The 23,738-nt window shown below is 69.8% G+C and carries 24 protein-coding genes and 1 pseudogene; 14 read left to right on the forward strand and 11 right to left on the reverse strand.

The window, feature by feature from the left end; all coding sequences use genetic code 11:
• Positions 1 to 45 precede the first annotated feature (45 nt).
• Entirely contained in the window at positions 46 to 237 is a 192-nt protein-coding gene (locus OHT01_RS23200; protein ID WP_328555047.1) for a hypothetical protein, read from the forward strand.
• Positions 238 to 379: 142 nt separating this feature from the next.
• Here OHT01_RS23200 and OHT01_RS23205 read toward each other — a convergent pair whose 3' ends face one another.
• Positions 380 to 3,811: a S41 family peptidase gene (locus OHT01_RS23205; RefSeq protein WP_328555048.1), complete on the reverse strand. Its 3,432-nt coding sequence runs from the start codon at positions 3,809 to 3,811 to the stop codon at positions 380 to 382.
• A 303-nt stretch (positions 3,812 to 4,114) separates the two neighbouring features.
• Between OHT01_RS23205 and OHT01_RS23210 the strand changes: the two genes are divergently transcribed.
• Positions 4,115 to 4,705: a TetR/AcrR family transcriptional regulator gene (locus OHT01_RS23210; RefSeq protein WP_328555049.1), complete on the forward strand. Its 591-nt coding sequence runs from the start codon at positions 4,115 to 4,117 to the stop codon at positions 4,703 to 4,705.
• A gap of 161 nt (positions 4,706 to 4,866) precedes the next feature.
• Positions 4,867 to 7,083, forward strand: a complete 2,217-nt coding sequence (locus tag OHT01_RS23215; RefSeq protein WP_328555050.1) for an MMPL family transporter — start codon at positions 4,867 to 4,869, stop codon at positions 7,081 to 7,083.
• A gap of 81 nt (positions 7,084 to 7,164) precedes the next feature.
• Here the strand turns inward: OHT01_RS23215 and OHT01_RS23220 are convergent, their stop codons facing one another.
• Positions 7,165 to 7,521, reverse strand: coding sequence for an SsgA family sporulation/cell division regulator (locus OHT01_RS23220; RefSeq protein WP_328555051.1), 357 nt, complete (start codon positions 7,519 to 7,521; stop codon positions 7,165 to 7,167).
• A gap of 330 nt (positions 7,522 to 7,851) precedes the next feature.
• Here OHT01_RS23220 and OHT01_RS23225 point away from each other — a divergent pair, with 330 nt between their 5' ends.
• The 6 genes from OHT01_RS23225 (at position 7,852) to OHT01_RS23250 (ending at position 12,705) form a co-directional block, all read left to right on the forward strand.
• Entirely contained in the window at positions 7,852 to 8,901 is a 1,050-nt protein-coding gene (locus OHT01_RS23225) for an energy-coupling factor ABC transporter permease (RefSeq protein WP_328555052.1), read from the forward strand.
• A gap of 1 nt (position 8,902) precedes the next feature.
• A complete protein-coding gene (gene cbiQ, locus OHT01_RS23230) occupies positions 8,903 to 9,664 on the forward strand; it encodes a cobalt ECF transporter T component CbiQ (protein WP_328555053.1) in 762 nt (253 codons plus the stop codon).
• Positions 9,652 to 10,419, forward strand: coding sequence for an energy-coupling factor ABC transporter ATP-binding protein (locus tag OHT01_RS23235; protein WP_328555054.1), 768 nt, complete (start codon positions 9,652 to 9,654; stop codon positions 10,417 to 10,419). The genes cbiQ and OHT01_RS23235 overlap by 13 nt, the downstream gene beginning before the upstream one ends.
• Positions 10,416 to 10,889: a MarR family winged helix-turn-helix transcriptional regulator gene (locus tag OHT01_RS23240; RefSeq protein WP_328555055.1), complete on the forward strand. Its 474-nt coding sequence runs from the start codon at positions 10,416 to 10,418 to the stop codon at positions 10,887 to 10,889. The genes OHT01_RS23235 and OHT01_RS23240 overlap by 4 nt, the downstream gene beginning before the upstream one ends.
• Positions 10,890 to 11,065: 176 nt before the next feature.
• On the forward strand, positions 11,066 to 11,470 hold the full coding sequence (locus OHT01_RS23245; protein WP_328558227.1) for an organic hydroperoxide resistance protein: 405 nt from the start codon (positions 11,066 to 11,068) through the stop codon (positions 11,468 to 11,470).
• 74 nt (positions 11,471 to 11,544) lie between these two features.
• A complete protein-coding gene (locus tag OHT01_RS23250) occupies positions 11,545 to 12,705 on the forward strand; it encodes a serine hydrolase domain-containing protein (protein ID WP_328555056.1) in 1,161 nt (386 codons plus the stop codon).
• A 96-nt stretch (positions 12,706 to 12,801) separates the two neighbouring features.
• Here OHT01_RS23250 and OHT01_RS23255 read toward each other — a convergent pair whose 3' ends face one another.
• A complete protein-coding gene (locus OHT01_RS23255) occupies positions 12,802 to 14,205 on the reverse strand; it encodes a condensation domain-containing protein (protein WP_328555057.1) in 1,404 nt (467 codons plus the stop codon).
• 540 nt (positions 14,206 to 14,745) lie between these two features.
• On the opposite strand from OHT01_RS23255, the gene OHT01_RS23260 reads away from it, so the two are divergent.
• Complete coding sequence (locus OHT01_RS23260; protein WP_328555058.1) at positions 14,746 to 15,462, forward strand: chaplin; 717 nt, start codon at positions 14,746 to 14,748, stop codon at positions 15,460 to 15,462.
• Positions 15,463 to 15,792: 330 nt separating this feature from the next.
• On the opposite strand, the gene OHT01_RS23265 is transcribed toward OHT01_RS23260, so the two are convergent.
• Both OHT01_RS23265 and OHT01_RS23270 read right to left on the reverse strand, forming a co-directional pair.
• A complete protein-coding gene (locus OHT01_RS23265) occupies positions 15,793 to 16,083 on the reverse strand; it encodes a hypothetical protein (protein ID WP_328555059.1) in 291 nt (96 codons plus the stop codon).
• Positions 16,084 to 16,155: 72 nt separating this feature from the next.
• Complete coding sequence (locus OHT01_RS23270) at positions 16,156 to 16,707, reverse strand: hypothetical protein (protein WP_328555060.1); 552 nt, start codon at positions 16,705 to 16,707, stop codon at positions 16,156 to 16,158.
• A 463-nt stretch (positions 16,708 to 17,170) separates the two neighbouring features.
• Here OHT01_RS23270 and OHT01_RS23275 point away from each other — a divergent pair, with 463 nt between their 5' ends.
• The 3 genes from OHT01_RS23275 (at position 17,171) to OHT01_RS23285 (ending at position 18,628) form a co-directional block, all read left to right on the forward strand.
• Positions 17,171 to 17,641, forward strand: a complete 471-nt coding sequence (locus tag OHT01_RS23275; protein WP_328555061.1) for a hypothetical protein — start codon at positions 17,171 to 17,173, stop codon at positions 17,639 to 17,641.
• A 191-nt stretch (positions 17,642 to 17,832) separates the two neighbouring features.
• Positions 17,833 to 18,117: a hypothetical protein gene (locus OHT01_RS23280; RefSeq protein ID WP_328555062.1), complete on the forward strand. Its 285-nt coding sequence runs from the start codon at positions 17,833 to 17,835 to the stop codon at positions 18,115 to 18,117.
• Positions 18,118 to 18,340: 223 nt separating this feature from the next.
• The gene (locus OHT01_RS23285) at positions 18,341 to 18,628 is read left to right on the forward strand and encodes a hypothetical protein (RefSeq protein WP_328555063.1); all 288 of its coding nucleotides are present in this window, start codon (positions 18,341 to 18,343) and stop codon (positions 18,626 to 18,628) included.
• Positions 18,629 to 18,981: 353 nt separating this feature from the next.
• Here OHT01_RS23285 and OHT01_RS23290 read toward each other — a convergent pair whose 3' ends face one another.
• From OHT01_RS23290 to OHT01_RS23300, 3 genes are all read right to left on the reverse strand, one after another.
• Positions 18,982 to 19,326 carry a hypothetical protein gene (locus tag OHT01_RS23290; RefSeq protein ID WP_328555064.1) on the reverse strand — a complete coding sequence of 115 codons (345 nt, stop codon included), beginning with the start codon at positions 19,324 to 19,326 and terminating at the stop codon, positions 18,982 to 18,984.
• A gap of 230 nt (positions 19,327 to 19,556) precedes the next feature.
• On the reverse strand, positions 19,557 to 20,282 hold the full coding sequence (locus OHT01_RS23295; RefSeq protein ID WP_328555065.1) for a hypothetical protein: 726 nt from the start codon (positions 20,280 to 20,282) through the stop codon (positions 19,557 to 19,559).
• 166 nt (positions 20,283 to 20,448) lie between these two features.
• Positions 20,449 to 20,790 carry a hypothetical protein gene (locus OHT01_RS23300; RefSeq protein WP_328555066.1) on the reverse strand — a complete coding sequence of 114 codons (342 nt, stop codon included), beginning with the start codon at positions 20,788 to 20,790 and terminating at the stop codon, positions 20,449 to 20,451.
• Positions 20,791 to 20,946: 156 nt separating this feature from the next.
• Between OHT01_RS23300 and OHT01_RS23305 the strand changes: the two are divergent.
• Positions 20,947 to 21,321: pseudogene (locus OHT01_RS23305) on the forward strand (transposase family protein); the annotation flags it as partial.
• Between the two features lie 90 nt (positions 21,322 to 21,411).
• Here the strand turns inward: OHT01_RS23305 and OHT01_RS23310 are convergent.
• The 3 genes from OHT01_RS23310 to OHT01_RS23325 all read right to left on the reverse strand — a co-directional run bounded on the left by OHT01_RS23310 (position 21,412) and on the right by OHT01_RS23325 (position 23,708).
• On the reverse strand, positions 21,412 to 21,687 hold the full coding sequence (locus OHT01_RS23310; RefSeq protein WP_328555067.1) for a hypothetical protein: 276 nt from the start codon (positions 21,685 to 21,687) through the stop codon (positions 21,412 to 21,414).
• A gap of 621 nt (positions 21,688 to 22,308) precedes the next feature.
• On the reverse strand, positions 22,309 to 22,839 hold the full coding sequence (locus tag OHT01_RS23320; RefSeq protein WP_328555068.1) for a YbaK/EbsC family protein: 531 nt from the start codon (positions 22,837 to 22,839) through the stop codon (positions 22,309 to 22,311).
• 68 nt (positions 22,840 to 22,907) lie between these two features.
• Positions 22,908 to 23,708, reverse strand: coding sequence for a DUF4253 domain-containing protein (locus OHT01_RS23325; RefSeq protein WP_328555069.1), 801 nt, complete (start codon positions 23,706 to 23,708; stop codon positions 22,908 to 22,910).
• Positions 23,709 to 23,738: the final 30 nt, after the last annotated feature.

The following is a 23,738-nucleotide window of genomic DNA, read 5'->3' on the forward strand; positions in this document are numbered from 1 at the left end:
AGGGGGTCGAGCCGGAATCCCTCACCCACTACGGGAGTGAATCGCATGAGCATGCAGGACCAGTTCAAGGACAAGGCCGAGCAGCTTAAGCAGACGGCCAAGAAGCAGAAGAAGACGGGCGAACCGCGAGGCAGGGCGAGCGAGCGTTCCCCGATGGGGAACGACCGCCCGATGCCGGACGCGGAGCGTGCTCAGCGTGAGGCCCAGGACCGCTTCGACCAGGACTACGACGTCTGATCGTTCGCCGGTTCGGCCTGAGTGGGGTGCCCTCTCCCAAGAGGGCACCCCACTCTTGTTGTTCGGCGTCGGGGTTCGGCGTCGGGGAGGCCGCGACAGCCGCCCCGGCAACGGTCCGTTGCCGGGGCGTTCCCGGGGGCGGTCAGCCCGATCTCGGGGGGAGCTTCGGGCGCGTTCTGTCGGGCACGTCCGAGTGGTCCGGCGGCGAGGCGGCGGGATGGGTGCGCAGCAGGTCCAGGGCGAGCTGGATGGCGTCGTCCAGTTGGGCGTGGCGGCCCTCGGCCCAGTCGAGCGGGGTGCGCAGGATCTCCAGGTCGGGTGCGACGCCGTGGTTCTCGACGGACCAGCCGTACGCGTCGAACCAGGCGGCGTTCATGGGCACGGTGATGACGGTGCCGTCGCCGAGGCGGTGGCGGCCGGTCATGCCGACGACCCCGCCCCAGGTGCGCTGACCCACCACCGGGCCCAGCTTGAGCAGTTTGAAGGCCGCGGTGATCATGTCGCCGTCGGAGGACGTCGCCTCGTCGGCCAGGGCCACCACCGGCCCGCGGGGGGCGTTGGAGGCGTACGACACCGGCTGGGCGTCGCGGGTGAGGTCCCAGCCGAGAATCGTCCGGGTCAGCTTCTCGACGACCAGTTCGCTGATGTGGCCGCCCGCGTTGCCCCGCACGTCGACGATGAGGGCCGGGCGCGAGACCTCCATCCGCAGATCGCGGTTGAACTGGGCCCAGCCCGAGCCGCCCATGTCCGGGATGTGCAGGTAGCCGCAGTGGCCGCCGCTCAACTCCCGTACGACCTGGCGGCGTTTGGCCACCCAGTCCTGGTAGCGCAGGGGGCGTTCGTCGATCAGCGGGACCACGGCCACCCGGCGCGAGCGCCCCTCGCCCTCCGCGGGGGTGAAGGTCAGCTCCACCGTCGTACCGCCCGCGCCCGCGAGCAGCGGATACGGGCCGGTGACCGGGTTCACCGGGCGGCCGTCCACATGGGTCAGGACGGCGCCCTCGCGAATTCCGGCACCCGCCAGCGGTGAGCGGGCCTTGGAGTCGGACGAGTCGCCGGGCAGAATCCGCTTGAGCATCCAACCGCCGTCACGGCAGACGAAGTTGGCGCCCAGGAGTCCTTGCCAGCGCTGGTAGTGGGGTGGGCCCTCGTTGCGGCGCGCGGCGGTGACGTACGCGTGCGAGGTGCCCAGTTCGCCGAGGACCTCGCGCAGCAGATCCGCGAACTCGTCCGGGGAGGCGATCCGTTCGACCAGCGGCCGGTACTGCTCAAGGATCGCGTCCCAGTCGAGGCCGCACATGTCGGGGTCCCAGTAGTAGGCGCGGATGATGCGGCCGGCCTCCGCGTACGCCTGGCGCCATTCGGCGGGCGGGTCCACGTCGTGCAGGATGCGGCGCAGGTCGATCCACACGGTCGAGTCGCTGTCCCCGGACTCGGTGGAGGGGACGGCGCGCAGGTCGCCCTCGTCGACGACGACGAGCCGGGAACCGTCGCCGCTCACCGCGAACCAGTCCAGGTGGTCGACCAGTTCGGACTTCTTCGCCTTGGTGATGTTGAAGAACTCCAGGGTCGGACGGCCGGTCGTGTCGTCCGGGTTGGCGAACGTCTCGCCCAGCGCGCCGGAGATCGGCCAGCGCAGCCAGACCAGGCCGCCGCCCGAGACCGGGCGCAGCGCCGAGTACTTGGAGGCGGTGACCGGGAAGGGCGTCACCCGGCTCTCCAGGCCTTCGAGTTCGACGGTCGTCGCGCTGCCGTCGCCGGTGCCCTCCTCGATCGGGTCGAGGCCCCCGGCGACCGGCCGTCCGTCCGGGTTCAGCGCGAACGGGGAAGGCGTGGCGGAGGACAGCGGGACGAGGTAGGGGCGGCAGCCGAGAGGGAAGGACAGGTCCCCGGTGTGCACGTCGTACACCGGGTCGAAGCCGCGCCAGGACAGGAAGGCCAGATAGCGGCCGTCCCGCGTGAACACCGGATTCTCGTCCTCGAAGCGCCCGTTGGTGACGTCGACGATCAGACGGTCCTTTATGCGGGCCATCTTGATCTGCCGCAGGGAGCGGCCGATCCCGGGGTGCGACCACGTCAGCCAGGCGCCGTCCGGGGAGAAGGCGAGGTCCGTCACCGGGCCGTTGATGGAACGGATGAGCTCGGTGACCTCGCCCTGCCCGGTCTCCGTTCCGGAGCCGTCCTCGGACTCCGTTTCGGACTCCGTTTCGGACGGGTCCTCGGACTCGGTGCCGGAGGCGTCCTCGGACTCCGTGCCTGAGCTGGTGTCGGACTCGGGGCCGGAGGTCTCCTCGGACTCCGTGCCGGTGAGGTCGGCGGACTCCTCCGTCGCGTCGAGGAGGAGCAGCCGCCCGTCGTTCGAGGCGATGGCGAGCCGCTCGCCCTGCGGGTCCGACACCAGTTCCTGTACGCGGCCCAGTTGTCCGGAGGCGAGGCGGCGCGGCTCGCGGGCGCCGGACGCGCGCGGCAGGTAGGCGATCTCGACGGCGTCCTCGCCCTCCGCGTCGGTGACGTAGGCGACCTGGCCGCCCGAGCCGAGCATCTCCGGGAGCCGGACCCGTACGCCCGGGGTGTCCGCGATGGTGCGGGCCGGCCCGTCGCGGTGGGTGAGCCAGTACAGGCTGCCGCGTACGACGACGGCGCCGGCCCGGCCCGTCTCGTCCACGGAGATGCTGTCCACGTGCTGCGCGGCGGGCACCTGGTACGTACGCCGTCCCGGACGCGGACCGCCCAGGCGGATGTCGAGGCGCCGGGGAACCGACTCGGGGGAGAGGTTGTCGACGATCCACAGGTCGCCCGCGCACTGGTAGACGACCCTGCTTCCGTCCGAGGCGGCGTGCCGGGCGTAGAAGGCGTCGTGGTCGGTGTGCCTGCGCAGGTCGGAGCCGTCGTACGCGCACGAGTAGAGGTTCCCGACGCCCTCGTGGTCGGAGAGGAACGCGATCCGTCCGCCGACGAACATCGGGCAGGCGAGGTGGCCGTCGAGGTCGGCGACCAGTTGCCGTCCGTGCAGCCAGATGCGGCCCGTGGCCCCGCCGCGGTAACGCTTCCAGGCGGCCGGTTCGTGCGGTGGGGTGCCGGTGAGCAGCAGGGTCCTGCGCTCGCCCTCGACGTCGGCGACCCCGATGTCCGAGACCGGACCCCAGGGCAGTTTGCGGCCGGGGTCGCCGTCGGTGGCGACGCTGTAGGCCCAGGTGAAGTACGAGAAGGGCTGGCCGTGCGAGGCGACGGCGAGGATGTCGCCCTCGGGGGACCAGCCGCACACCTGGGTGTCGGCGCTGCCCCAGTAGGTGAGCCGGCGGCCCGGTCCGCCGTCCACCGGTGCCAGGTGGATCTCCGGGACGAAGCTGCGCCAGCTCGTGTACGCGATGTGCCGGCCGTCGGGGGAGAAGCGGGGGTGGCCGACCTTGGTGCGGTCGACGGTGAGCCGCCAGGCACGCCCCTGGCCGTCGAGCGGGGCCAGCCACAGATCGTCCTCCGTGACGAAGCACAGCCGGTCACCGCTCAGATGCGGGAAACGCAGATAGCCGGGGGAGTTCTCGTCCGTGGTCGCCTTCTCGTACTCGTCGCTCACCTCCCCATGCTTTTCCGCTGGACGGGCCCCGGCAACTCGTGGAACCGGGGGCGCGTTGTGGGATGTGGGCGCGGTCGGGATACGGGAGGTGCGCACGGGGCGCGTTGGGAACCATGTGCGCCCCCTTCATCCCGTCCTCCCGCCCGCCGGCGTTCATCCCGGTTCGCGCCCGTCGACGTCCTCCTGGTTCCCGTTCGCGGCGTGACTCAGCACACGTACGAAACGGTTTCGTTTCGTTGGTGTCGCGGGGTATCTTCAGAGGCATACGAATCCGTGTCGTTCGAAGCGGGAGAGGTGAGTGGGATGGCTGAAGCCGCAACGGCGCGACGCAGTCGGATCACGCCCGAGCGTGAGGCCGAGCTGTACATGGCCGTGCTCGACCTGCTTCGGGAGGTCGGCTACGACGCCCTCACGATGGACGCCGTCGCGGCCCGCACCCGTTCCAGCAAGGCCACCCTCTACCGCCAGTGGGGCGGCAAGGCCGAGCTCGTCGTGAAAGCGCTGCGGCACCAGAAGCCGCTGAAGTTCTCCGACATGGACACCGGGAGCCTGCGGGGCGACTTCCACGCGCTCGCGCTGCGGCAGGACGACTGCCAGATGGAGCAGGACTCCGCGTTGATGCGGGGCCTGGCCATGGCGGCGCACTCGAACCCGGATCTGCTGAAGGCGTTCCGGGAGTGGCTGATCGAGCCGGAGCTGGAAGAGCTGCGCCGGGTGCTCCAGCGCGGTGTCGACCGAGGTGAGATCCGTGCCGACAACCCGGCGATGCAGTTCGTGATGCACATGCTCATCGGTGCCTTCGCGGCCCGCACCATGATCGACGAACTCCCGCCGACACAGGCCTTCCTGCATTCGTATGTCGACGCCGTGGTCCTCCCCGCTCTCGGCGTCTGAGCTTCCCACCACCACCCCCATCTCCTTCTCCTTCACCCCCTACGGACCTCCGTAGTCGCACCTGACGCGCCGCTCACGTCGTCGGGCTGATCCCCCCTGCCCCCACTCGGGTGATCACACCAGCCCCTGCCCTTCCACGACCTGACCGGGAGTACGCCCTCGTGGCCACATTCCTTTACAAGCTCGGCCGACTCGCCTTCCGGCGACGGCATTTCGTCGCCCTGATCTGGGTGGCACTCCTGACGCTCGCGGGTGTCGGCGCGGCCTCCGCGCCCGTCGCGGGATCGTCCTCCTTCTCGATCCCCGGCACCGAGGCCCAGAAGGCCTTCGACCTGCTGGAGAACCGCTTCCCCGGTATGAGCGCCGACGGAGCGACCGCGCGGGTCGTCTTCAAGGCGCCCGCCGGCGAGAAGATGGCCGACAAGGAGAACAAGGCGACGGTCGAGAAGGCCGTCGAGGTTCTCGGCACCGGCTCCGAGGTCACCTCCGTCACCGACCCGTTCAAGGTCCACGCCGTCAGCAAGGACGGATCGATCGCGTACGCGTCGGTGAAGTACAAGGTCTCCGGGATGGAGCTGAAGGACGCCTCCAAGGACGCCCTGAAGGCGGCCGCGCAGGACGCGCGGCACTCCGGGCTGACCGTCGAGGTGGGCGGTGACGCGCTCCAGGCGACACCCGAGACCGGCTCCAGCGAGGTCATCGGCATCGCGATCGCCGCGGTCGTCCTCGTCATCACCTTCGGTTCGCTGATCGCGGCCGGGCTGCCGCTGCTGACCGCGCTGGTCGGCGTCGGCATCGGCGTCTCGACGATCACCGCGCTCGCCAGCGCGCTCGACCTCGGTTCCACCACGTCCACCCTCGCGATGATGATCGGCCTCGCGGTCGGCATCGACTACGCCCTCTTCATCGTCTCCCGCTACCGGGCCGAACTGGCCGAGGGCCGCGCACGCGAGGAAGCGGCCGGACGGGCCGTCGGCACGGCGGGCTCCGCGGTGGTCTTCGCGGGACTGACCGTCGTGATCGCACTGGTCGGACTGTCGGTCGTCAACATCCCGATGCTGACGAAGATGGGCGTCGCGGCGGCCGGCACGGTCGCCATCGCCGTCCTGATCGCGCTGACCATGATCCCCGCGCTGCTCGGCTACGCGGGCCGCAGGGTCCAGCCGGCCGGCCAGAAGAGCCGCCTGCTCGGCGGCCGCCGCGCCGCCAAGAAGGCGGGCAAGCCCAACATGGGCACCCGTTGGGCGAGCTTCGTCGTCCGCCGCCCGCTCGCCGTGCTGCTGCTCGGCGTGATCGGCCTCGGCGCCGCCGCGGTCCCGGCGGCCTCGCTCCAGCTCGGTCTGCCCGACGACGGTTCGCAGCCGGTGTCCACCACCCAGCGGCGCGCCTACGACCTGCTCTCCGACGGCTTCGGGCCCGGCTTCAACGGCCCGCTGATGGTCGTGGTCGACGCGAAGGCGAGCGACGCGCCCAAGGCGGCGTTCACCGAGGTGCATGACGAGATCAAGGATCTCAAGGGTGTCGTGAGCGTGAGCCCGGCCGCGCCCAACAAGGCCGGTGACACCGCGATGATCACGGTGATCCCCGACTCGAAGCCGTCCTCCGTCACGACCGAGGACCTGGTCCACACCATCCGCGGCGGGGGCGCCGGCATCAAGGCCGAGACGGGCGCGACGGTGCTGGTCACCGGCTCCACGGCGATGAACATCGACTTCTCGCAGAAGCTCAACGACGCGCTGATCCCGTATCTCGCGCTCGTCGTCGGCCTCGCCTTCCTGCTGCTGATCGTGGTCTTCCGCTCGATCCTCGTCCCGCTGAAGGCGGCCCTCGGCTTCCTGCTCAGCGTGATGGCGGCCCTCGGCGCGGTCGTCGCGGTCTTCCAGTGGGGCTGGCTGTCCAGCCTGATGGGTGTCGAGGAGACCGGCCCGATCATGTCGATGATGCCGATCTTCATGGTGGGTGTCGTCTTCGGTCTGGCCATGGACTACGAGGTGTTCCTCGTGACGCGTATGCGGGAGGCCTACGTCCACGGGGAGAAGCCCGGCCAGGCGATCGTGACCGGGTTCAAGCACGGCGCACGGGTCGTCACGGCGGCCGCGGTCATCATGATCGCCGTGTTCTCCGGGTTCATCGGCTCCAGCGAGTCGATGATCAAGATGATCGGCTTCGGCCTCGCGATCGCCGTCTTCTTCGACGCGTTCCTCGTGCGGATGGCGCTCGTCCCGGCGGTGCTCGCGCTGCTGGGCAAGCGGGCCTGGTGGCTGCCGAAGTGGCTGGACCGCGCGCTGCCGAACGTCGACGTCGAGGGCGAGGGCCTGCGCGCGCTCGACGAGAAGTCGCGCGACGGGGACCACGACCGGAAACTGGCCCGCGTCTGATCACGACGGGAGCCGTCCGGTCACGGCGGGAGCCGTGAGACCTCGCCGGTCCTTCGGCGAGGTGGGGGTGCCGGCGAACACTCAGTGAGCCACCGGGGTGGCGGCCGTGTACGTACGACGCAGAAAGCGCATCAGCGCCTTGGTGTCGAGCTGCACGACCGCCACCCCGTGCGCCGAGTGGAACTCCAGGACGGCCTGCACGCGGCCGCACGGCCAGATGCGGACGTCGCCGCTGCTGACGGGGACGCGCAGGCCCTGCTCCAGGAGTTCGCGGTCGAAGACCCATTCATGGGGGCCGGGCAGCGTGATGCGTACCTGGCGGGGGTCGGTCTCCGGGTCGTAGCGGAGGGCCACCGGGACGGCCCGGTGTTCGTCGTCGGCGGAGTCGGCGGTGTCGGTCACGATATGAGCGCGTGCATATTGCTCGACGGCGTGCATGAACCGACTCCTTACGCTGCGTAACCTATGTGGAGGCTGTGAATCCCGTCACTCTTCAAATGTCGCACATCTCACGGAAACCGCTCTCCGGCCACCCGTGACCGCCCTTCAGGAAGCGCCTGCCCGCCCTCGGCGGGTGCATGTGTCCGGCGAGGGCCGGGTCCGACGGGGCCGTCCCGCATGGTGGGATCCGCGGCGGACGCGGTCGTCGCGGCCGGATCGCGCCGGCCCCGCACGGCGTGAACTGCTCCCGCGTTCACGCCTGTCGTGAGCTATTCAGGGGTCCGTCGCTCTTGCAAGTCGTTCGCAACAAGGCACTATCATCGAACGGTGCATGTGCCTGACGGATTCATCAACGCCCCGGTCTCCGCCGCCACAGGCGTGGTCGCCGCCGGCGCCATCGCCGTGAGCCTGCGGGGTGCCCGCCGTGAACTCGACGAGCGGACCGCGCCGCTCGCCGGCCTCGTCGCCGCCTTCATCTTCGCGGTGCAGATGCTGAACTTCCCTGTCGCCGCCGGGACCAGCGGCCATCTGCTCGGCGGTGCCCTGGCGGCCATCCTCGTCGGCCCCTACACCGGTGTCCTCTGCGTCTCCGTCGTCCTGCTCATGCAGGGCATCCTCTTCGCGGACGGCGGCCTCACCGCGCTCGGCGTGAACATCACCGACATGGCCATCGTCACCACGGTCGTGTCCTACGCCCTCTTCCGCGGGCTCGTGAAGGTGCTGCCCCGCAAACGGCGTTCGGTCACCGTGGCGTCCTTCGTCGCCGCGCTGCTGTCCGTCCCGGCCGCCGCCGTCGCCTTCACCCTCATCTACGCGGTCGGCGGCACCACCGACGTCGCGGTCTCCAAGGTCGCCACGGCCATGGTCGGCGTCCACATCCTCATCGGCATAGGAGAGGCCGTGATCACCGCGCTGACCGTCGGCGCCGTCATCGCCGTACGGCCCGATCTCGTGTACGGCGCCCGCGGCCTCCAGCAGCGGCTCAAGCTGCGGATCGGCGGGGAACTGGTCGACGCCCCCACGGCCGCCGCCCCCGTCGCGGCCCGCTCCTCGCACCGCACGGTGTGGATCACCGGCCTGGTCACCTCCCTCGTCCTCGCCGGATTCGTCAGCTTCTACGCCTCCGCGAGCCCCGACGGCCTGGAGAAGGTCGCCAAGGACAAGGGGATCGACACCCGGACCGGGAAGCACGCGACAGGGGACTCGCCGCTCGCCGGATACGGGGTCAAGGACATCTCCGACGCCCGGGTCTCCGGCGGCCTCGCGGGGGTGATCGGCGTCGGCGTCACCGTCGTCGCGGGCACCGGCGTCTTCTGGGTGGTCCGCAGACGCCGTACGTCCGACACCTCGCCCACCTCCGTGCCGGAAGGCGTCTGACGTGGGGGCGGGCCACACGCACCGGCTCTACCGGCACGGGCACTCGCCCGTGCACGCCCTCCCTCCGCACACCAAGCTCGCCGCGGCCTTCGCCTTCGTGGTCGTGGTCGTCTCCACCCCGCGCGAGGCGATGTGGGCGTTCGCGCTGTACGCCGCGCTGCTCGCGGTGGTCGCCCGCCAGGCCCGTGTACCGGCGGGCGTGCTGCTGAAGCGGCTGCTGATCGAGATCCCGTTCGTCGCGTTCGCGGTGCTGATGCCGTTCGTGGCGGAGGGCGAGCGGGTGGACGTGCTGGGGCTGTCCCTGAGCGTCAACGGCCTCTGGGGCGCCTGGAACGTCCTCGCCAAGGGCACGCTCGGCGTGGCCGCCTCCGTCCTGCTCGCCTCCACCACCGAACTGCGTGAACTGCTCCTGGGCCTGCAGCGGTTGAAGCTTCCGCCGCTCCTCGTGCAGATCGCCTCCTTCATGATCCGCTACGGCGATGTCATCACGGACGAGATGCGGCGCATGCGGATCGCGCGGGAGTCGCGCGGATTCGAGGCGAGCGGCGTACGGCACTGGGGGGTGCTCGCGAAGTCGGCGGGGGCCCTGTTCATCCGCTCCTACGAGCGCGGGGAGCGGGTGCATCTGGCCATGGTGAGCCGGGGGTACGCCGGTTCGATGCCCGTCATCGACGAGGTGACCGCGTCCCGGGCGCAGTGGTCGTACGCCCTCGCCCTTCCGTTCGCCGCCCTCGCCGTATGCCTGTTGGGATGGACGCTGTGACACCTGCCGCAACTTCTCTGGAGGTCTCCGGCCTCGCGTTCGCCTACCCCGACGGGCATCAGGCCCTGTTCGGCGTCGACTTCGGCATCGCGCGCGGCGAGCGCGTCGCGCTGCTCGGCCCGAACGGAGCCGGCAAGACCACCCTCGTCCTGCACCTCAACGGCATCCTGAGCGGCGGCGCCGGGACGGTGACGGTCGCCGGACTCCCGGTCGGCAAGCGGCACATGGCCGAGATCCGGCGCAAGGTCGGCATCGTCTTCCAGGACCCGGACGACCAGTTGTTCATGCCGTCCGTGCGCGAGGACGTCGCCTTCGGTCCCGCCGCCGCGGGCATGAAGGGCGCCGAGCTTGAGGAACGCGTCCGTACGGCGCTGGAGCGGGTCGGCATGGAAGCCTTCGCCGACCGTCCGCCGCACCACCTGTCCTTCGGGCAGCGGCGCCGGGTCGCCGTCGCGACGGTGCTGGCGATGGAGCCGGAGATCCTCGTCCTGGACGAGCCCTCCTCCAACCTCGACCCCGCCTCCCGGCGTGAACTCGCCGACATCCTGCGCTCGTTGGACGTCACCGTCCTCATGGTCACCCACGACCTGCCGTACGCCCTCGAACTGTGCCCCCGCTCCCTCGTCCTCAGCGACGGCGTGATCGTCGCCGACGGCGGGACCGGCGCCCTCCTCTCGGACGACGAGCTCATGCGCACCCACCGTCTGGAGCTGCCCTTCGGGTTCGACCCGCGCTCCGTGACAATGGGGGCGTGACGAAACAAGAGGACGTCGGGCCGCCGGCCGGGTCGCTGCTGCTCGACGACCAGCTGTGCTTCGCGCTGTACGCCGCCCAGCGCGCCGTGACCGCCGCGTACCGCCCGCTGCTGGAGGAACTCGGTCTCACCTACCCGCAGTACCTCGTCCTGCTCGTTCTCTGGGAGCTCGGCGAGACCACGGTCAAGGAACTGGGAACCGCCCTGCACCTCGACTACGGCACCATGTCCCCGCTGCTCAAGCGGCTGGAGTCGGCCGGGCTCGTACGCCGTGAGCGCTCGGCGCACGACGAGCGCTCCGTGCGGGTCGCCCTCACCGGTCGCGGCGAACTGCTCAGGGAGCGGGCGGAGGAGGTGCCGCAGGCGCTGCTGACGGCGACCGGCCTGAGCGAGGCCGATGTGACACGCCTGCGCGAGGAGCTGCGACGGCTGACGGAGCGCGCGGAGGACGCGGCGGCGAGGGCGCGCTGACCCGGGCGGGTCAGCGCGGGTCAGAGGGGGGCAGGGCTCCCACCCCTGGGCGTCCAGGGCTCCATACCAACCAGTACCTTGTGCACGATGTACTCGCGTACTCCTTTGTTGCCCGCCCTGGGGGAGGTCCTGCCGTGATCGAGAGCGCCACTGTCGACAGCCGTCCGACGAAGATCATGTATGTCGCCGAGGCCACCGCCCACGGCGGCCGGAACGGCCATGTGACCAGCCAGGACGGGCAGCTCGAACTGAAGGTCGCGATGCCTCCGGCCCTCGGCGGCGACGGGAACGGCACGAACCCGGAGCAACTGTTCGCGGCCGGGTACAGCGCCTGTTTCCACAACGCGCTGGTACTGGTGGGCCGCCGCGCCGGATTCGACCTCTCCGGTTCCACGGTCGCGGCGAAGGTCGGGATCGGTCCCAACAAGCAGCGCGGCTACGGACTGGCCGTCGCTCTCAGCGTCTCGCTCCCCGTCCTCGACCAGGACGTGGCCAAGCAGCTCGTGGACGCGGCGCACGAGGTCTGCCCGTACTCGAACGCCACGCGCGGCAACATCGAGGTCACGATCCTGCTGGGCTAGCGGCCCCAGGAATCGGGCGCCGCGGACGCGTGTTGCACTCGTTACCGGCATTGAAAGCGACAAGGAGCGCGGGCGTGGACGTGAACGGCACAGTGGCCGAGGGCTTCGAGCCGGTCAGGGAGGCGTTCGCGGGCAACTTCGCGACGCTGGGGGACCGGGGCGCCGCCGTCACCGTCTACCGCGACGGGCACAAGGTCGTCGACCTGTGGGGCGGCACCCGTGACGTCGACGGCACCGAGCCCTGGCAGCGCGGGACCGCGCAGATCGTTCGCTCGGCGACCAAGGGCGTCGCCGCCGCCGTACTCCTGCTGCTCGCCCAGCGAGGACACCTCGACCTGGACGCGCCGGTCGGCGCCTACTGGCCCGAGTACAAGGCGCACGGCAAGGAGCACACACGCGTACGGCATCTGCTCGCGCACCGGGCCGGAGTGCCCGTCCTGGACCGTCCGCTCAGCCCCGCCGAGGCCGCCGACCTCGACCTCGCCGCCGCCGCGGTGGCCGCGCAGACGCCGGTGTGGCGGCCCGGGGCCGAGCACGGGTACCACGCGCAGACGTACAGCTGGCTGACCGGCGAACTGGTCCGGCGGGTCACCGGGCGCACGATCGGCCGGTGGATCGCGGACGAGATCGCCCACCCGCTGGACCTGGACCTGTGGGTCGGGCTTCCGGAGGCGGCGGCCGGCCGGGTGGGCCGGGTCGCCCAGGTCGAGGCGCCGTCGACGGCCGGCGGCCTCAAGACCCGTCCGAAGCGGGCGGTCTCCGAGGCGTACGCCGACCCGGACAGCCTCACCCGCCGCGCCTTCGCGGCGATCACCCCGATGCCCGACGAGAACGATCCCGCCTACCGCGCGGCCGTCCTCCCCGCCTCGAACGGCATCGCCACGGCCGACGGCCTGGCCCGTTTCTACGCCGCGCTGACCGGCGAGGTGGACGGCGTACGGCTGTTCACGCCGGAGACGCTGTCGGCCGCGCGCACGGAGCAGTCGGCCGGACCCGACCGGGTCCTGGTCGTCAACACCCGGTTCGGCCTCGGCTACATGCTCCACGGCGGCGCGTCGCCGCTGCTCTCCCCTGGTTCCTTCGGCCATCCCGGCCGCGGCGGCGCCCTCGGCTTCGCCGACCCCGAGTCGGGTATCGCCTTCGGTTACGTCACCAACGCCTTCCGCACGAGCGTGACGGCGGACGCGCGGGCGCAGGCGCTGGTACGGGCGGTGCGGACGGCCGTCACCGCGTAACCGCCCGGATACCGGCTGCCCGACCACGACCGGCCGCCCGTGTTCGCAGGTCCGGCCTCGGCTACGAGGGTGGCACCGTGCGGCAGGCGATGCGCGTCATCGCCCTGCAGCGGTCGAAAAGGCTGGAGGACAAACCGAGACGATCAGTTCTCGAAGCTTCTCGGCGTACAGGCGCACGTTCTTGGAAGCGATGTCCGTGTCCGGGTAGCGGCATGCGATCCACAGTCCCTCGTGCAGCCGGTTGACCCAGGCGCACACCTGATCGCCGTACGACACGCGGAGCAGCCCGTACGCCTTCTGTTCGCTCCAGCAGGCCGAACCAGGAGTGAGGCGGGCGTCCACATACGAGACGATCGAGTACAAGTCGGGTGATGTGGGGCGGAAGTCGTCGCCCAGGAGGCGTAGTACTCGGGCCAGAGGAATGCGCGCCAACGACCGATTGGCATGCAACTGGGCCCGGACCGAGACGAGCGCGGCGTCGAAGTCCCGGGCCGCGGGTACTTCGATCGGCGCGCCGCCGACATACCAGCCCACGGAGTCCGACCAGGTGGACTTCAACCGGGTGTGGAACGGCACGACCGTGCGGTAGACCGGTTGCCCACCGAGCTCGTGGACGATCAGACTGGTCGCGGCCAGAACGCCCACCAGGCTGCCGCCGTAGGGGCGGCAGTACGCCTCGAACGCCGCGGCCGCGTCCGCATCGACGAGCGGCTCGCGCATGAGCTTCTGGACGGGCAGAGCGTCGCCGGCCCGCAGGCCCAGATCGACAGGGAACTCCGGAAGCCTTCCGTCGCACCGGCCGATGAACTCCCGCCAGCGCGTGACGATCGCGTGTGTGTCGTCGACGGCGTTCGCGTTCGTCCGCTCCTGCTCGCAGAAGTCCACATAGCTCGCGACCGGTGTGGTGGTGAGGGGCTGCCCGGTGACATGTGCCGTGTACAGCTCCTGGACCTCGTACGGGATGCGCTGCAGCGAGTAGGCGTCGACATTGGTGTGGTCGAATGCCAGATATACGCTGGTGGAGTCCTCTCGGACGACCGCCGCGTAGATGAGATTGGGCCAGTCGAGAGCATCCGCCGCGTCGTCGAAGCGGTCCTGCAGATGCTGGGCCAGCAGGTTCCCGTCGGAGAAGTCGCCCACCACTTCGCGGTAGAGCGTGACATCGTCCCGGTCGAGAGTGAACCGGTGCATCTCGTCGCCCACCCATCTGAACCCGCTGCGCAGCGTCTCGTGGCGCAGTGTCCAGCAGCGCAGGGTCTGTTCCAGCGCGTCGAGGTCGACCTGGCCGGGCAGGTCGAAAGCCGTACCGAGCCAGGTCGGCACGAACAGGCCCCCCTCGCGCACCGACCGCGCCGTTCTGATGTGTGACTCCTGGATGTACGCCGGCGGCCGCGGATCCGTCGGCAGCGCCGCCGCGGCCGCGAGGGTCGCGTGGCTGAACCCCCACTCCACGAGCCGTCCAGGCCGGACCTCGCAGCGCTGAATATCAGAAATTCGCACAGTGGCGTCTCCTTGTCGGAAAACTCAGGCTTGATCAACGTGTAGTCGCGTGCGAGCGCCGTGTGCCGTGTCGCCTGCAAATCAGCAGAAGGTGTGGCACGTCGAACGGTAAAGCGACCCATCCATCGCCCCGTATCCAACGGCCGTTCATGCGCCTGCCTGTAGGGACTGCCGCGACGCCAGGACGGGATGTCGCCGGTGACCGGAGGAACGCCCGCGACGGGTATCCGGGGTCCGCCCCGACCGGCCCGGGGCCTGGCTTGCCACGGCAACGGCTCGACGAGCGACCGCAGTTCGTCCGGGATGTCCGCACGGCCGCCGTTGCCTCGTCGCCACAACTTCCATGACAAGAGCAACGAGCAACCAGACCGACAGTCACATGATCGATGGCGCCTGTCGGGACCTTTTGGTGCAGCACAGCGAGTTGGCAGGCGGCACGCCATAACCCCGATGTCTTTCCGGCGTTTGCAGATGTGCGGGTGAGTGCCCGCAGTGAGGTCAGGAAGGTAAAGACTTATGAGACGGGTTACTCGAAACCGTGTGCTCGCCGTTGCCGCCGCGTCCGGCGCGATGGCTGTGGCTCTTCCCGTGTCCGCCGTCTTCGCAGCCGACGGTGCTGACGCCGGGGCTACGGCGGCCGGTTCGCCCGGGGTGCTCTCCGGGAACGTCGTCCAGATTCCGGTGTCCGGGGCATTGAACCTCTGCGGCAACACGGTTGACGTGGTGGGGCTGCTCAACCCGGCCGTGGGCAACGTGTGCAGGAACGACAGGGGCACGGCCAAGAACGACAAGGGCACGGCCGCCAAGAACGACAAGGGCACGGCCAAGGCCGGCGGCGCGGAGACCGGCGTCGGATCGGACACGTCAGGCGGAGCCTCGGCTGATGGCCGCGTCTCGGACTCGCCTGGGCTGATCTCAGGCAACGGTCTGCAGCTCCCGGTCGATCTGCCGGTGAACGTTTCCGGGAACAGTGTCAACGCGGTCGGCGTGGGCAACCCGGCGATTGGCAACGAGTCGGTCAACGGCGGTGAGCACTCTCACCGTGACGTCCCCCGAACAACTCCGGCCCCCAAGCCCTCGGTTGCGACGCCCCCGGCGTCGCGGCTCCCGGCTCCCCGGCGTCAGGCCGTTCCGGACACCGCGACGCCCACGCTGGCCCACACGGGAGCGGATCTGGCCGCCCCGGCCCTCGCCGGCGGCGCCGTGTCCCTCTTCGCGGGTGCGGTCCTGTACCGCCGCTTCCGCCCAAGTCGCTGACCCGGATGCCCGTACAGCCCCATCGAACGTGTTTGGTGGGGCCCGGGCGGGCTGCCGGTGCGTGGCTCCCCCACTGTTGAATGCCGGTCAGCTCGACCGTCCCGGTCGGTTCGAGGGGTGGGGACGGGCTGAAACGGGTGGCAGGTCGGCGGCGGGCCCAAGGAAAACGGAGGCGGCGCGAACGCTTCACGCGTCCACGCCGCCTCCGTGCAACCCGATGCGGAGATGGTGCCGGCCGAATCGGAAAGGTATGCGGGTAAAGGACCTCGCGCCGCCCGTGGCCGCGGTGGCATTGCGGCGACGGAACGACGGGCGCGAGTGGGAGGTCGGTCAGAGTGCCCGGCTGTTGCAGCCCATTTCGGAACCGAGGTGGCTCTTCTGCGCGCCCGCGGCCCCTTCTCCGTTCAGCAGGTTGCCGGCCAGGCCGGTGAGGGCGCCGACGCTGCCGAGCACCTGGATGTTCATGTCGTGCGAGCGGCACTCGACGCCCTGCGTGACGCCGATGCTGTCGCTGTCGCCGTCGTGGCCCTCATCGCCGTACGCGAAAGCGGTGTTGGCACCGAAGGAGCCGACACTGCAGAGGAGGGCGCTCAGAAGAACTGCCTTGTGCAACTTGCGCATTTGAAGCTCCATGGGGGAAGTGCGGGGATCCGGCCTGTTGAGTCAGGACGGCGGATGTGCGGGGGCGGGCTGTCAGCCGAGTCGGGGAAGTCCGAGCTGCCCGACGGGAGGTGCCGCGATCTGCCCGAGGGCGACCGGAGCCAGTTGCGGTGCGCTCTCGGGCGTGATCGTCGGGTTGACGAGCGGGTTCACCTGAGGGTTGAGCTGCGGGTTCACCTGGGGGGCGACAACCATCGGGGCCGCTGAGTCGAGTACCTGGGGTACTGCTACCTGCGGGGCCACTTGGGGCATGACCTGAGGCATGACCTGAGGCACGACCTGCGCCGGGGCGGCCTGCGCCGGCTGTACGGGTGCGGCCTGTTGCGGGTTCGACGAGCTGGAGGCTTGGGCCGTTCCCTGCGATGAGGCCGAGGCCGAGGCGTATCCGGTCTGCTGTGGTCCTGACGGGGCGGCCTGTGAGGCCGGTTGGGGAGCCGCGGCCGGGGCAGGCGGCTGATCCGGAACCGATGCCGGGGTGGTACCGGGGCGCCCCTCCGGCGAGTTGGCATAGCTGCCGCCGGCGCCGATGCCGGCCAAACCGCTGGCCGCCGCGACGACGAGCGCGGCCTTGTGAAGCTTCCGCATGAAACCCTCGGCCCTTCGTTACCTGAGAAGTGAGTCCATTGCATTCAATGCGGTCACGCGTGCTGTCGGTGCGTCACTCGCATCGCGCCGGAGGCTACGGTTGTCTCGAGGAGCACGCGGACTTCGTATCGGAGCTGGCAGCGAATCCTCTACCTGTCAATGGTTTACGGTCGCTGCCCGCACCTCCGGGGAACGAGATTTCGGCGCCGTGGTCACGGCACTCGACGGGTCGTCACCCATTTGCCGTCCTCCGGCCCCGGCGTCACGGCTCGCACGCGGCATCAAATGGGTGACCACTCCCCAGCACCCGTTTCGAGCCCGTGTTTTTTTCGTTCCCCACGGGGCGATAGGGATGGCCCATCGCGGCCGAATGGAGCAGCGAGGACAGCGAAGACTGCGCTGCCGTATCGGCACATCAGCTCCCGTGCACAGGTCAATTGAAGAGCCGAGGAAACTCATGCGTATGCTTCACAAGATCGCGCTCGTCGCCGCAACGGCCGGCGGCCTGGCCGGCGTTGGCGCCGGCCCGAGCTCCGCCGCCACGCTGTTGGCCCCCAACGGCGTTGCGCCGCACCCGGTTTCGCAGCCCGACGCCCAGGCGGCCTCGGCGTCCTCCGCTCAGGCGACCACGCAGACCTATGGCTCGCCGGCTCCGCAGCAACTGGCACCGACGCGTGGCGCCCAGGTTTCCCCGCAGCTCAGCCCGCAGCTGAATCCGCAGCTCAGCCCGCACATCTCTCCTGAAGCGCCGCAGAAGGACCAGGGCGCTTCGGCGGGGCAGGCCAACCTGTTCCGTCCGTACCAGGAGTGCAGCCCGCAGAGCCTGCTCGATGCGAACGTCCCGGTTGCACTGCTGGCCTCATCCCAGACCCATGGCATCGAGTGCACCCAGGCCAACAGCCAGACGAACTCTTTCGCCAACGTGCAGCACTGACGGACGACCACGTCGTTGCCGGGCACGGGCGGCGGACGGACCCGAACCCGCTCGCCCCGCGATACGGCTTTCGGTGGGTCTTCGACGACATGAAGCCAAAGAGTTGCCCTTTTCAAGGCTTTTGTCGCTAATGTTCCACCTGTAACCGCGATCCCATGGATCGCAAAAACTCACCCCCACACGGAGATGAAATGCGCAAGCTTCGCAACGTTGCGGTCCTGGTCGCTGCCATCGGCAGCATCGGGCTCGTTGGCGGCACGGCCTACGCCGGCGGCGGTCACGGCGAGGGCGGCGGCGACCAGTTCAGCGTCACGCAGAGCTCCAACTGCAAGTCGCACGACCTGAACCTCGACGTCCTCGGCCAGGTCGGCGTGCTGAACGGCCTGCTGGGCAACGCCCTCAACGGCGAAGGCAACCCGGGCGCCCAGTCGACCTCCCTCGGCTCCACGATGGGCTGTAACAACAGCGCCTTCTGAAGTCCCCTCAGGCGTAAGTAAAGACGCCGAACCATGAACGGTCCCGGCACTGGGCCTCAGGCACGGTGCCGGGACCGTTTCACGTGCGCCAAACCACTTCCGAGGCGGCACAGCGAAGCGCTGGACCTTTCCGGACACTCCGTTCTGGCGCCGTTGAACTCTTCGCGTCACACAGAGGCGATCCCTCGCGGATCGCATTCACCTGACTTCTTCTGGAGATGACATGCGCAAGCTCCGTACGGCCGCTGTCCTGCTGGCCGTCCTCGGAAACGTCGGACTTCTGGGCGCCAGCGTCGCCCACGCGGATGAGGGTTGGGACCGGGGTGGCGACAGCTTCACCATCTCGCAGCACAGCTCCTGCCAGTCGCACGACCTGAACCTCGACGTCCTCGGCCAGGTCGGCATCGGCAACGGACTGGGCGGGAACCTGCTGGGCGGCGAGGGCAACCCGGGAGCCCAGAAGACGTCGCTGGGCTCGTCCGCGGGTTGCAGCAACCGCTTCAACGGCTAAGAGCTCACCACGAACAATCTGTGGGCGAGTGGCTCATTGACCTGCAAGGTCAAGTCTCAAGGCCCACAGATCGGCTGTCCGCAATCCCTGGGCCTGGTGTTTCGGGCCTGCCGTCGAGACGGCCCCGAACACGCCGATGGGTTTGCCTGAGCTCCGAACACAGCAGCGGCCTTCGCCTGATCCTGTACTCCGTCACGGAGGCATGGGATCAACGCGAAGGCCGTAGCTGTGAGGCTGTCGCGGGTCCGCGAGCGGGAAACCCGGGCGGGTCACGTCGTAGCCGGCATCAAGGACGACCAAAACGAAATGCTGGTCCGGGAGCCCTTCCCCGGACCAGCATTTTCCGTGAGCGCTCAGTTGCCGAAGTGCGGCTTCTTGAACCCCGCAGGCAGCTTGGCCGTGTTGGAGCACTCCACGACCGGCCCCACTTTCGCAGGTGCGCTTTCGCTTCCCAGGAGCTGGTCCTGCTGCGTGACGACGTGCGGCTGGTCCTTTGTCGAGCACTTCTGGTCCTGGTTGATGACGTGCGTGCCGTCCTTGTCGACATACGTCTCATTTTTCTGAACGCACACGACGTCGCTCTGCGCGCTGGTGGGACAGGCGCCCGGGTTTCCCTCGGCATGTGCGGTGCCGAGGCAGATGGCGGCGAGGCTTCCGGCGAATGCGGCGACGGCCGCAGTCTTCTGCGAAAAGAGCATGTGCTGAATTCCTTTGTGGTGAAGAATCGGACATTCCTTTATCGGCCGGATTTGCCCGCGCCGATAAATCATGCAATTAAATCTCTGTCCGCTCACAGGATGGTTGTAGCCCGGACGCGAAATCGGCGTCCGGGCTACCTGCGCCACGGGGTATCACTCAGCGCACCGCTCGGTCCGTATCCCCGACGCTGGGTGAGGCCGCGGCGGGCCTTGACTCGGAGCTCTCGCTCTCAGCCGTTACCGCCCTGGTCCTGCGTCTGGGGCTGAGCCTGGGGCTGGTCCTGCGTCTGGGGCTGGGCCTGCTCCTGCGCCTGGTCCTGCATCTGGGGCTGGGCCTGGTCCTGGGGCTGAGCCTGGGGTTGAGCCTGGTCCTGCACCGCGGGCTGGGCCTGGTCCTGCGCCACGGGCTGAGCCTGGTCCTGCGGCTGAGCCTGGGGCTGGGCCTGGTCCTGCGGCTGGGCCTGGTCCTGCACCTGGGGCTGGGCCTGGTCCTGCACCGCGGGCTGGGCCTGGGCCTGGTCCTGCACCGCGGGCTGAGCCTGGTCCTGCGCCTGCGCCTGGGGCTGGGCCTGGTCCTGCACCTGCGGCTGAGCCTGGTCCTGCGCCTGGGGCTGAGCCTGGTCCTGCACCTGGGGCTGAGCCTGGTCCTGCACCTGGGGCTGGGCCTGCGGCTGAGCCTGGTCCTGCACCTGGGGCTGAGCCTGGTCCTGCACCGCGGGCTGAGCCTGGTCCTGCGCCTGCTTCTGCGCCTGGCCCTGCTCCTGCGGCTGGCCCTGCTCCTGGGGCTGGGAGTAGTAGCCACCCCCGAAGGCCACGGCGTTGGCGGACGAGTTGGCGACGGCGCTGAACGGTACGGGCGCGCCGCCGCTACCGTCGGCGAAGCTGATGCCGGCGCCGAGGGCGGAGAGCCCCGCGATGGCCGCCGCTACGACCATGGCACGCTGAAACTTACGCATGAATGACCCTTTCCTGATCCGGGCATACCACCCGGAATGACCACTTGCGTAAACGTAAGCACGCCCGTTGCGGTCAATAGGGGATTTGTACCCCTATGTCGCTCCGGAGCCCCGTACGGGGGAGAGCGCCATTACGGCCATATGGCACGGTTCAGCCGTCGCGCCCTCAGGGGAGGAGGGTGGGCAGTTCCCGCTTCCCGTCGATCGGTCGAGGTGCTCCGGACGTGGTGGGCGAACAGGTCACCTGGGGGCCGAGTTGTGTCGTGCCGTTGCCCGTGGCGGCGGGCACCGTCACGGCCTGCACCGGCATGCAGGTCTCCTGGTGAGGAATGGCGCCGTGCTCCGCGCTCCCGCCTTCGATGTGCTGCACGCAGGTGACGTCCCCCTGGGGGCTCCGAGTGCAATTTGTCGGGCCTCCCGCGGCGTGCGCATGGGTGATGCCCATGGACGTCAGGGCGAGTCCGCCGATGAGCCCCGAGAGGGCCGCGATCTTTTTCCTGCTGAACATATGACTCGTGTCCTTTGTACGGGCGCCCGGGGCGCCGCTCCCTCGCGATCGGCCGCGCCGCAGGCGTGGTCCGCGACACTGGGCCTTTTCCAACTCCGCGTCGGCTGGACCGGTTGGCCCGGCAGGCGGGTGAAGCTGCTGGTGATGGTGAACGCGCAGGGTGTGACCGACCCGAAAGGCCGTCTCCTCCGGTGCTTCACCGGCCCTGGCCGACGCCGTCCATGACGCTGGGGCGGTATGCGAGCACGACATCGCCGACGCCCTCGCCGAGGCCGACATCACCTGCCGGTCGGACACGGGCTACCGCGGTGCGGGTGGCTCGTCCATCTCCCTTGCCGTGGCCGATGGGACGCGCTCTCGGTCGGTCGGCGGGCCGTCAACCGGTCCCGCGCGAGGTCCGGGCGCTGGTCGAACGAGTCATCGCCACCCGCAAGTCCTGGCTTGCCTCTCCGCAAGCTCCGCTGCTCGACGGCCGGGGTCACCGGCCTCGCCCGAGCGGTCCTCGTCCTTCATCCGGCCGGCTCGCGCTGAGATCGAGCTGCCGGCTGCCGGCATTCGATCCCTTCGGGTTTCACCCGAAGGGATCCTGTACCGACTGTCGCGATGCTGACGTCGCTGACCTCAGCCGGTGAAAGCGCGGTTGTGCTGGCCGCAGGTGGTGTCCAGGGTCTGACCCAAACCGAGCACTCCGATCGGGATGTCGTTCTCCGCCACCGTCTGCGGGCTGCATTCCTGGTAGGGGCGGTAAACGTCCACCGCCCGCGGTCCGTTGTCATGGCTGTCGGCGACAGCCGTTCCGGCACAGGCGGCGGACAGGCCGCCGGCCGCCGCCACTGCTGCGATCACGACCTGCTGAAACTTACGCATGGAACCCTCGGTTCTCCAGTACTTGCACATGATGGCTAGTTGCCTAGCGTGACTGGATGAACACTAGCAGTAGCGTCTGGCGGTCGGCACACGAAGGTCGTACGTGCCCTACGGAGGAGCCGGGCTCGGTGTAGACGCCAACTGGCGCTACGGAAGGACGCTTTGCCATTCGGCATACGGTATGGATGCACCGCGGACGAGGCCCCGGCGCGGCGCACCGCCGCATCAACCCCATTGCCTGGAGCGAGAGTTGGGGCTTGCGGGCCGTCAACTCGCTGTCTTGCGTGTTCGGCGTCAGGGTGATGCCGAGGCGGGGGGACTGCCGAACGAGTGTGGCGTCCGGGGGTAGTTGGGGTCACTGACGGGCCGCTGAGAGGCGGCCGCCGAAGGTGATGGCGAAGGCGTTCTGGCCCTGACCGCCCGGCGGCACGCCCCCCACCCGGGCGTCATGTGAACGAGAGCCGAGACGATCAGATACGCCCAGACGCCGGGAGCGCCACGAACGGCTCCATGACCAGGCCGATCGGCATGCCACCGCCGGCGATCAGCGTGAGACGACGAACTTGTCCTCGACGCGGTGCGCGGGCGCGGGCGCGTTCCAGCCGGGGTGGGCGACCGCGGCGAGCGGCACGGCCGCGGTGACGAGCGGTGTCACCCGATCGGGTCGCGCACATCCACCAGCGTGCCGTCCGCGTGGGCGATCAGGCTCTTCGGGTCCATCGGGAAGACGGTGAAAGGGGTGCCCGCCGAGGCCCACACCGTGTCGTGGCCGAGCAGTGAACGGTCCACCAGGACACGGGTCTTCGTACGGTGCCCGAACGGCGGCACGGCGCCGGGCCCGTATCCGGTCGACTCCCGTACGAGATGGGCCCCGGCCCGGGTGAGCTTCTCGGCGCCCAGCTCCCGCCGTACGAGCTCCATGCCGACGTGCGCCGAGCCGTCCAGGAGCACCAGTACCGGGACCCCGTCCGCCGCGAAGAACAGCGATTTGCAGATCTGGCTCGGCTCGCAGCCGATCGCCGCGGCGGCCTCGGCGGTGGTGCGGGCCGTGTCGGGGAAGCGCCGGACCCGGCCGATCACCTCGTCGAGCCCCAGTTCCCGAAGGGCTTCGGCGAACCGGGGATCGGTGTCGTTCACGACGGGGGACCGGCCCTCGGCGGCGTTCTCATCGGTGGCGTTCATGCACGGCACGCTAGCGGTCCGTGTACGGTCCACGCGACCGGGCCCCGGCAGGCCGCGTGGCTCTCGGCTCAGTCCCACCAGAAACGCCAGAGCGGGGCGTCGACGAGGGACGCCGCATAGCGCGGGAACGGCGTCGGCGGGTCGTCGACGATGTTGTCGGCCGTGGTCAGAAGGTGTTCGAGGGCGACGTGCGCCGCCTGCCGCTCGTCGCGCGGCGGGCTCGCGACGGAGACGTACAGCGTCGATCCGAACGCGGCGACGACGCGCGCCCCGAAACGGTCCTCCCAACTGCGCAGCAGCGCGCAGAGCAGGGAGAGGTGCGCCTCGGCGCGCCAGCCGATGACGGCGGGGATGTCGGCGCTGCGCGCGGCCTTCACCAGGCCGAGGGAGATTCCCGGCTCTCCCTCGTGCATGAGGTGGGCGAAGATCGCCGCCCGGGCGGCCTCGTCCGGGTCGACGCCCGAGGCGGGGAGGGTGGCGGGGGCCAGTCCCGGCCACCGGTCGAACGGCGGGCCCGGGTCGTCCTCCCAGGGCTCGATGAACTCCGCGAGATCCTCGGGGATCTCCGGCGGAGCGGAGGGCTCGGCCCGCCGGGCGAGCCGGCGACGGCGGTCTTCGAGCCACCCCCGCTCCAACTCGGCTTCGAGGTCGACGGCGGCTGTCTCGGCGAGGTCGAGGGAGTCGGGGTGGTCGTCGTCCGCGTAGCAAAGGATCGGTCTGAGGCCGGTTGCGTCCTGTTGCCGCTGGGCGCGGGTCCACACGTCGAGCAGCGGGGCGTACGGCATCTTGTCGGCGTACCACATGACCGGTGAGCCGGCGGGCACGCCGCGGCCGGAGGGCAGGCCTTCGGGAAGCGGGAACGTCGTCATGCGCGGGAGCGTAGAAGACCCCACTGACAT

The organism is Streptomyces sp. NBC_00358 (assembly GCF_036099295.1).
Classification (GTDB): Bacteria; Actinomycetota; Actinomycetes; order Streptomycetales; family Streptomycetaceae; genus Streptomyces.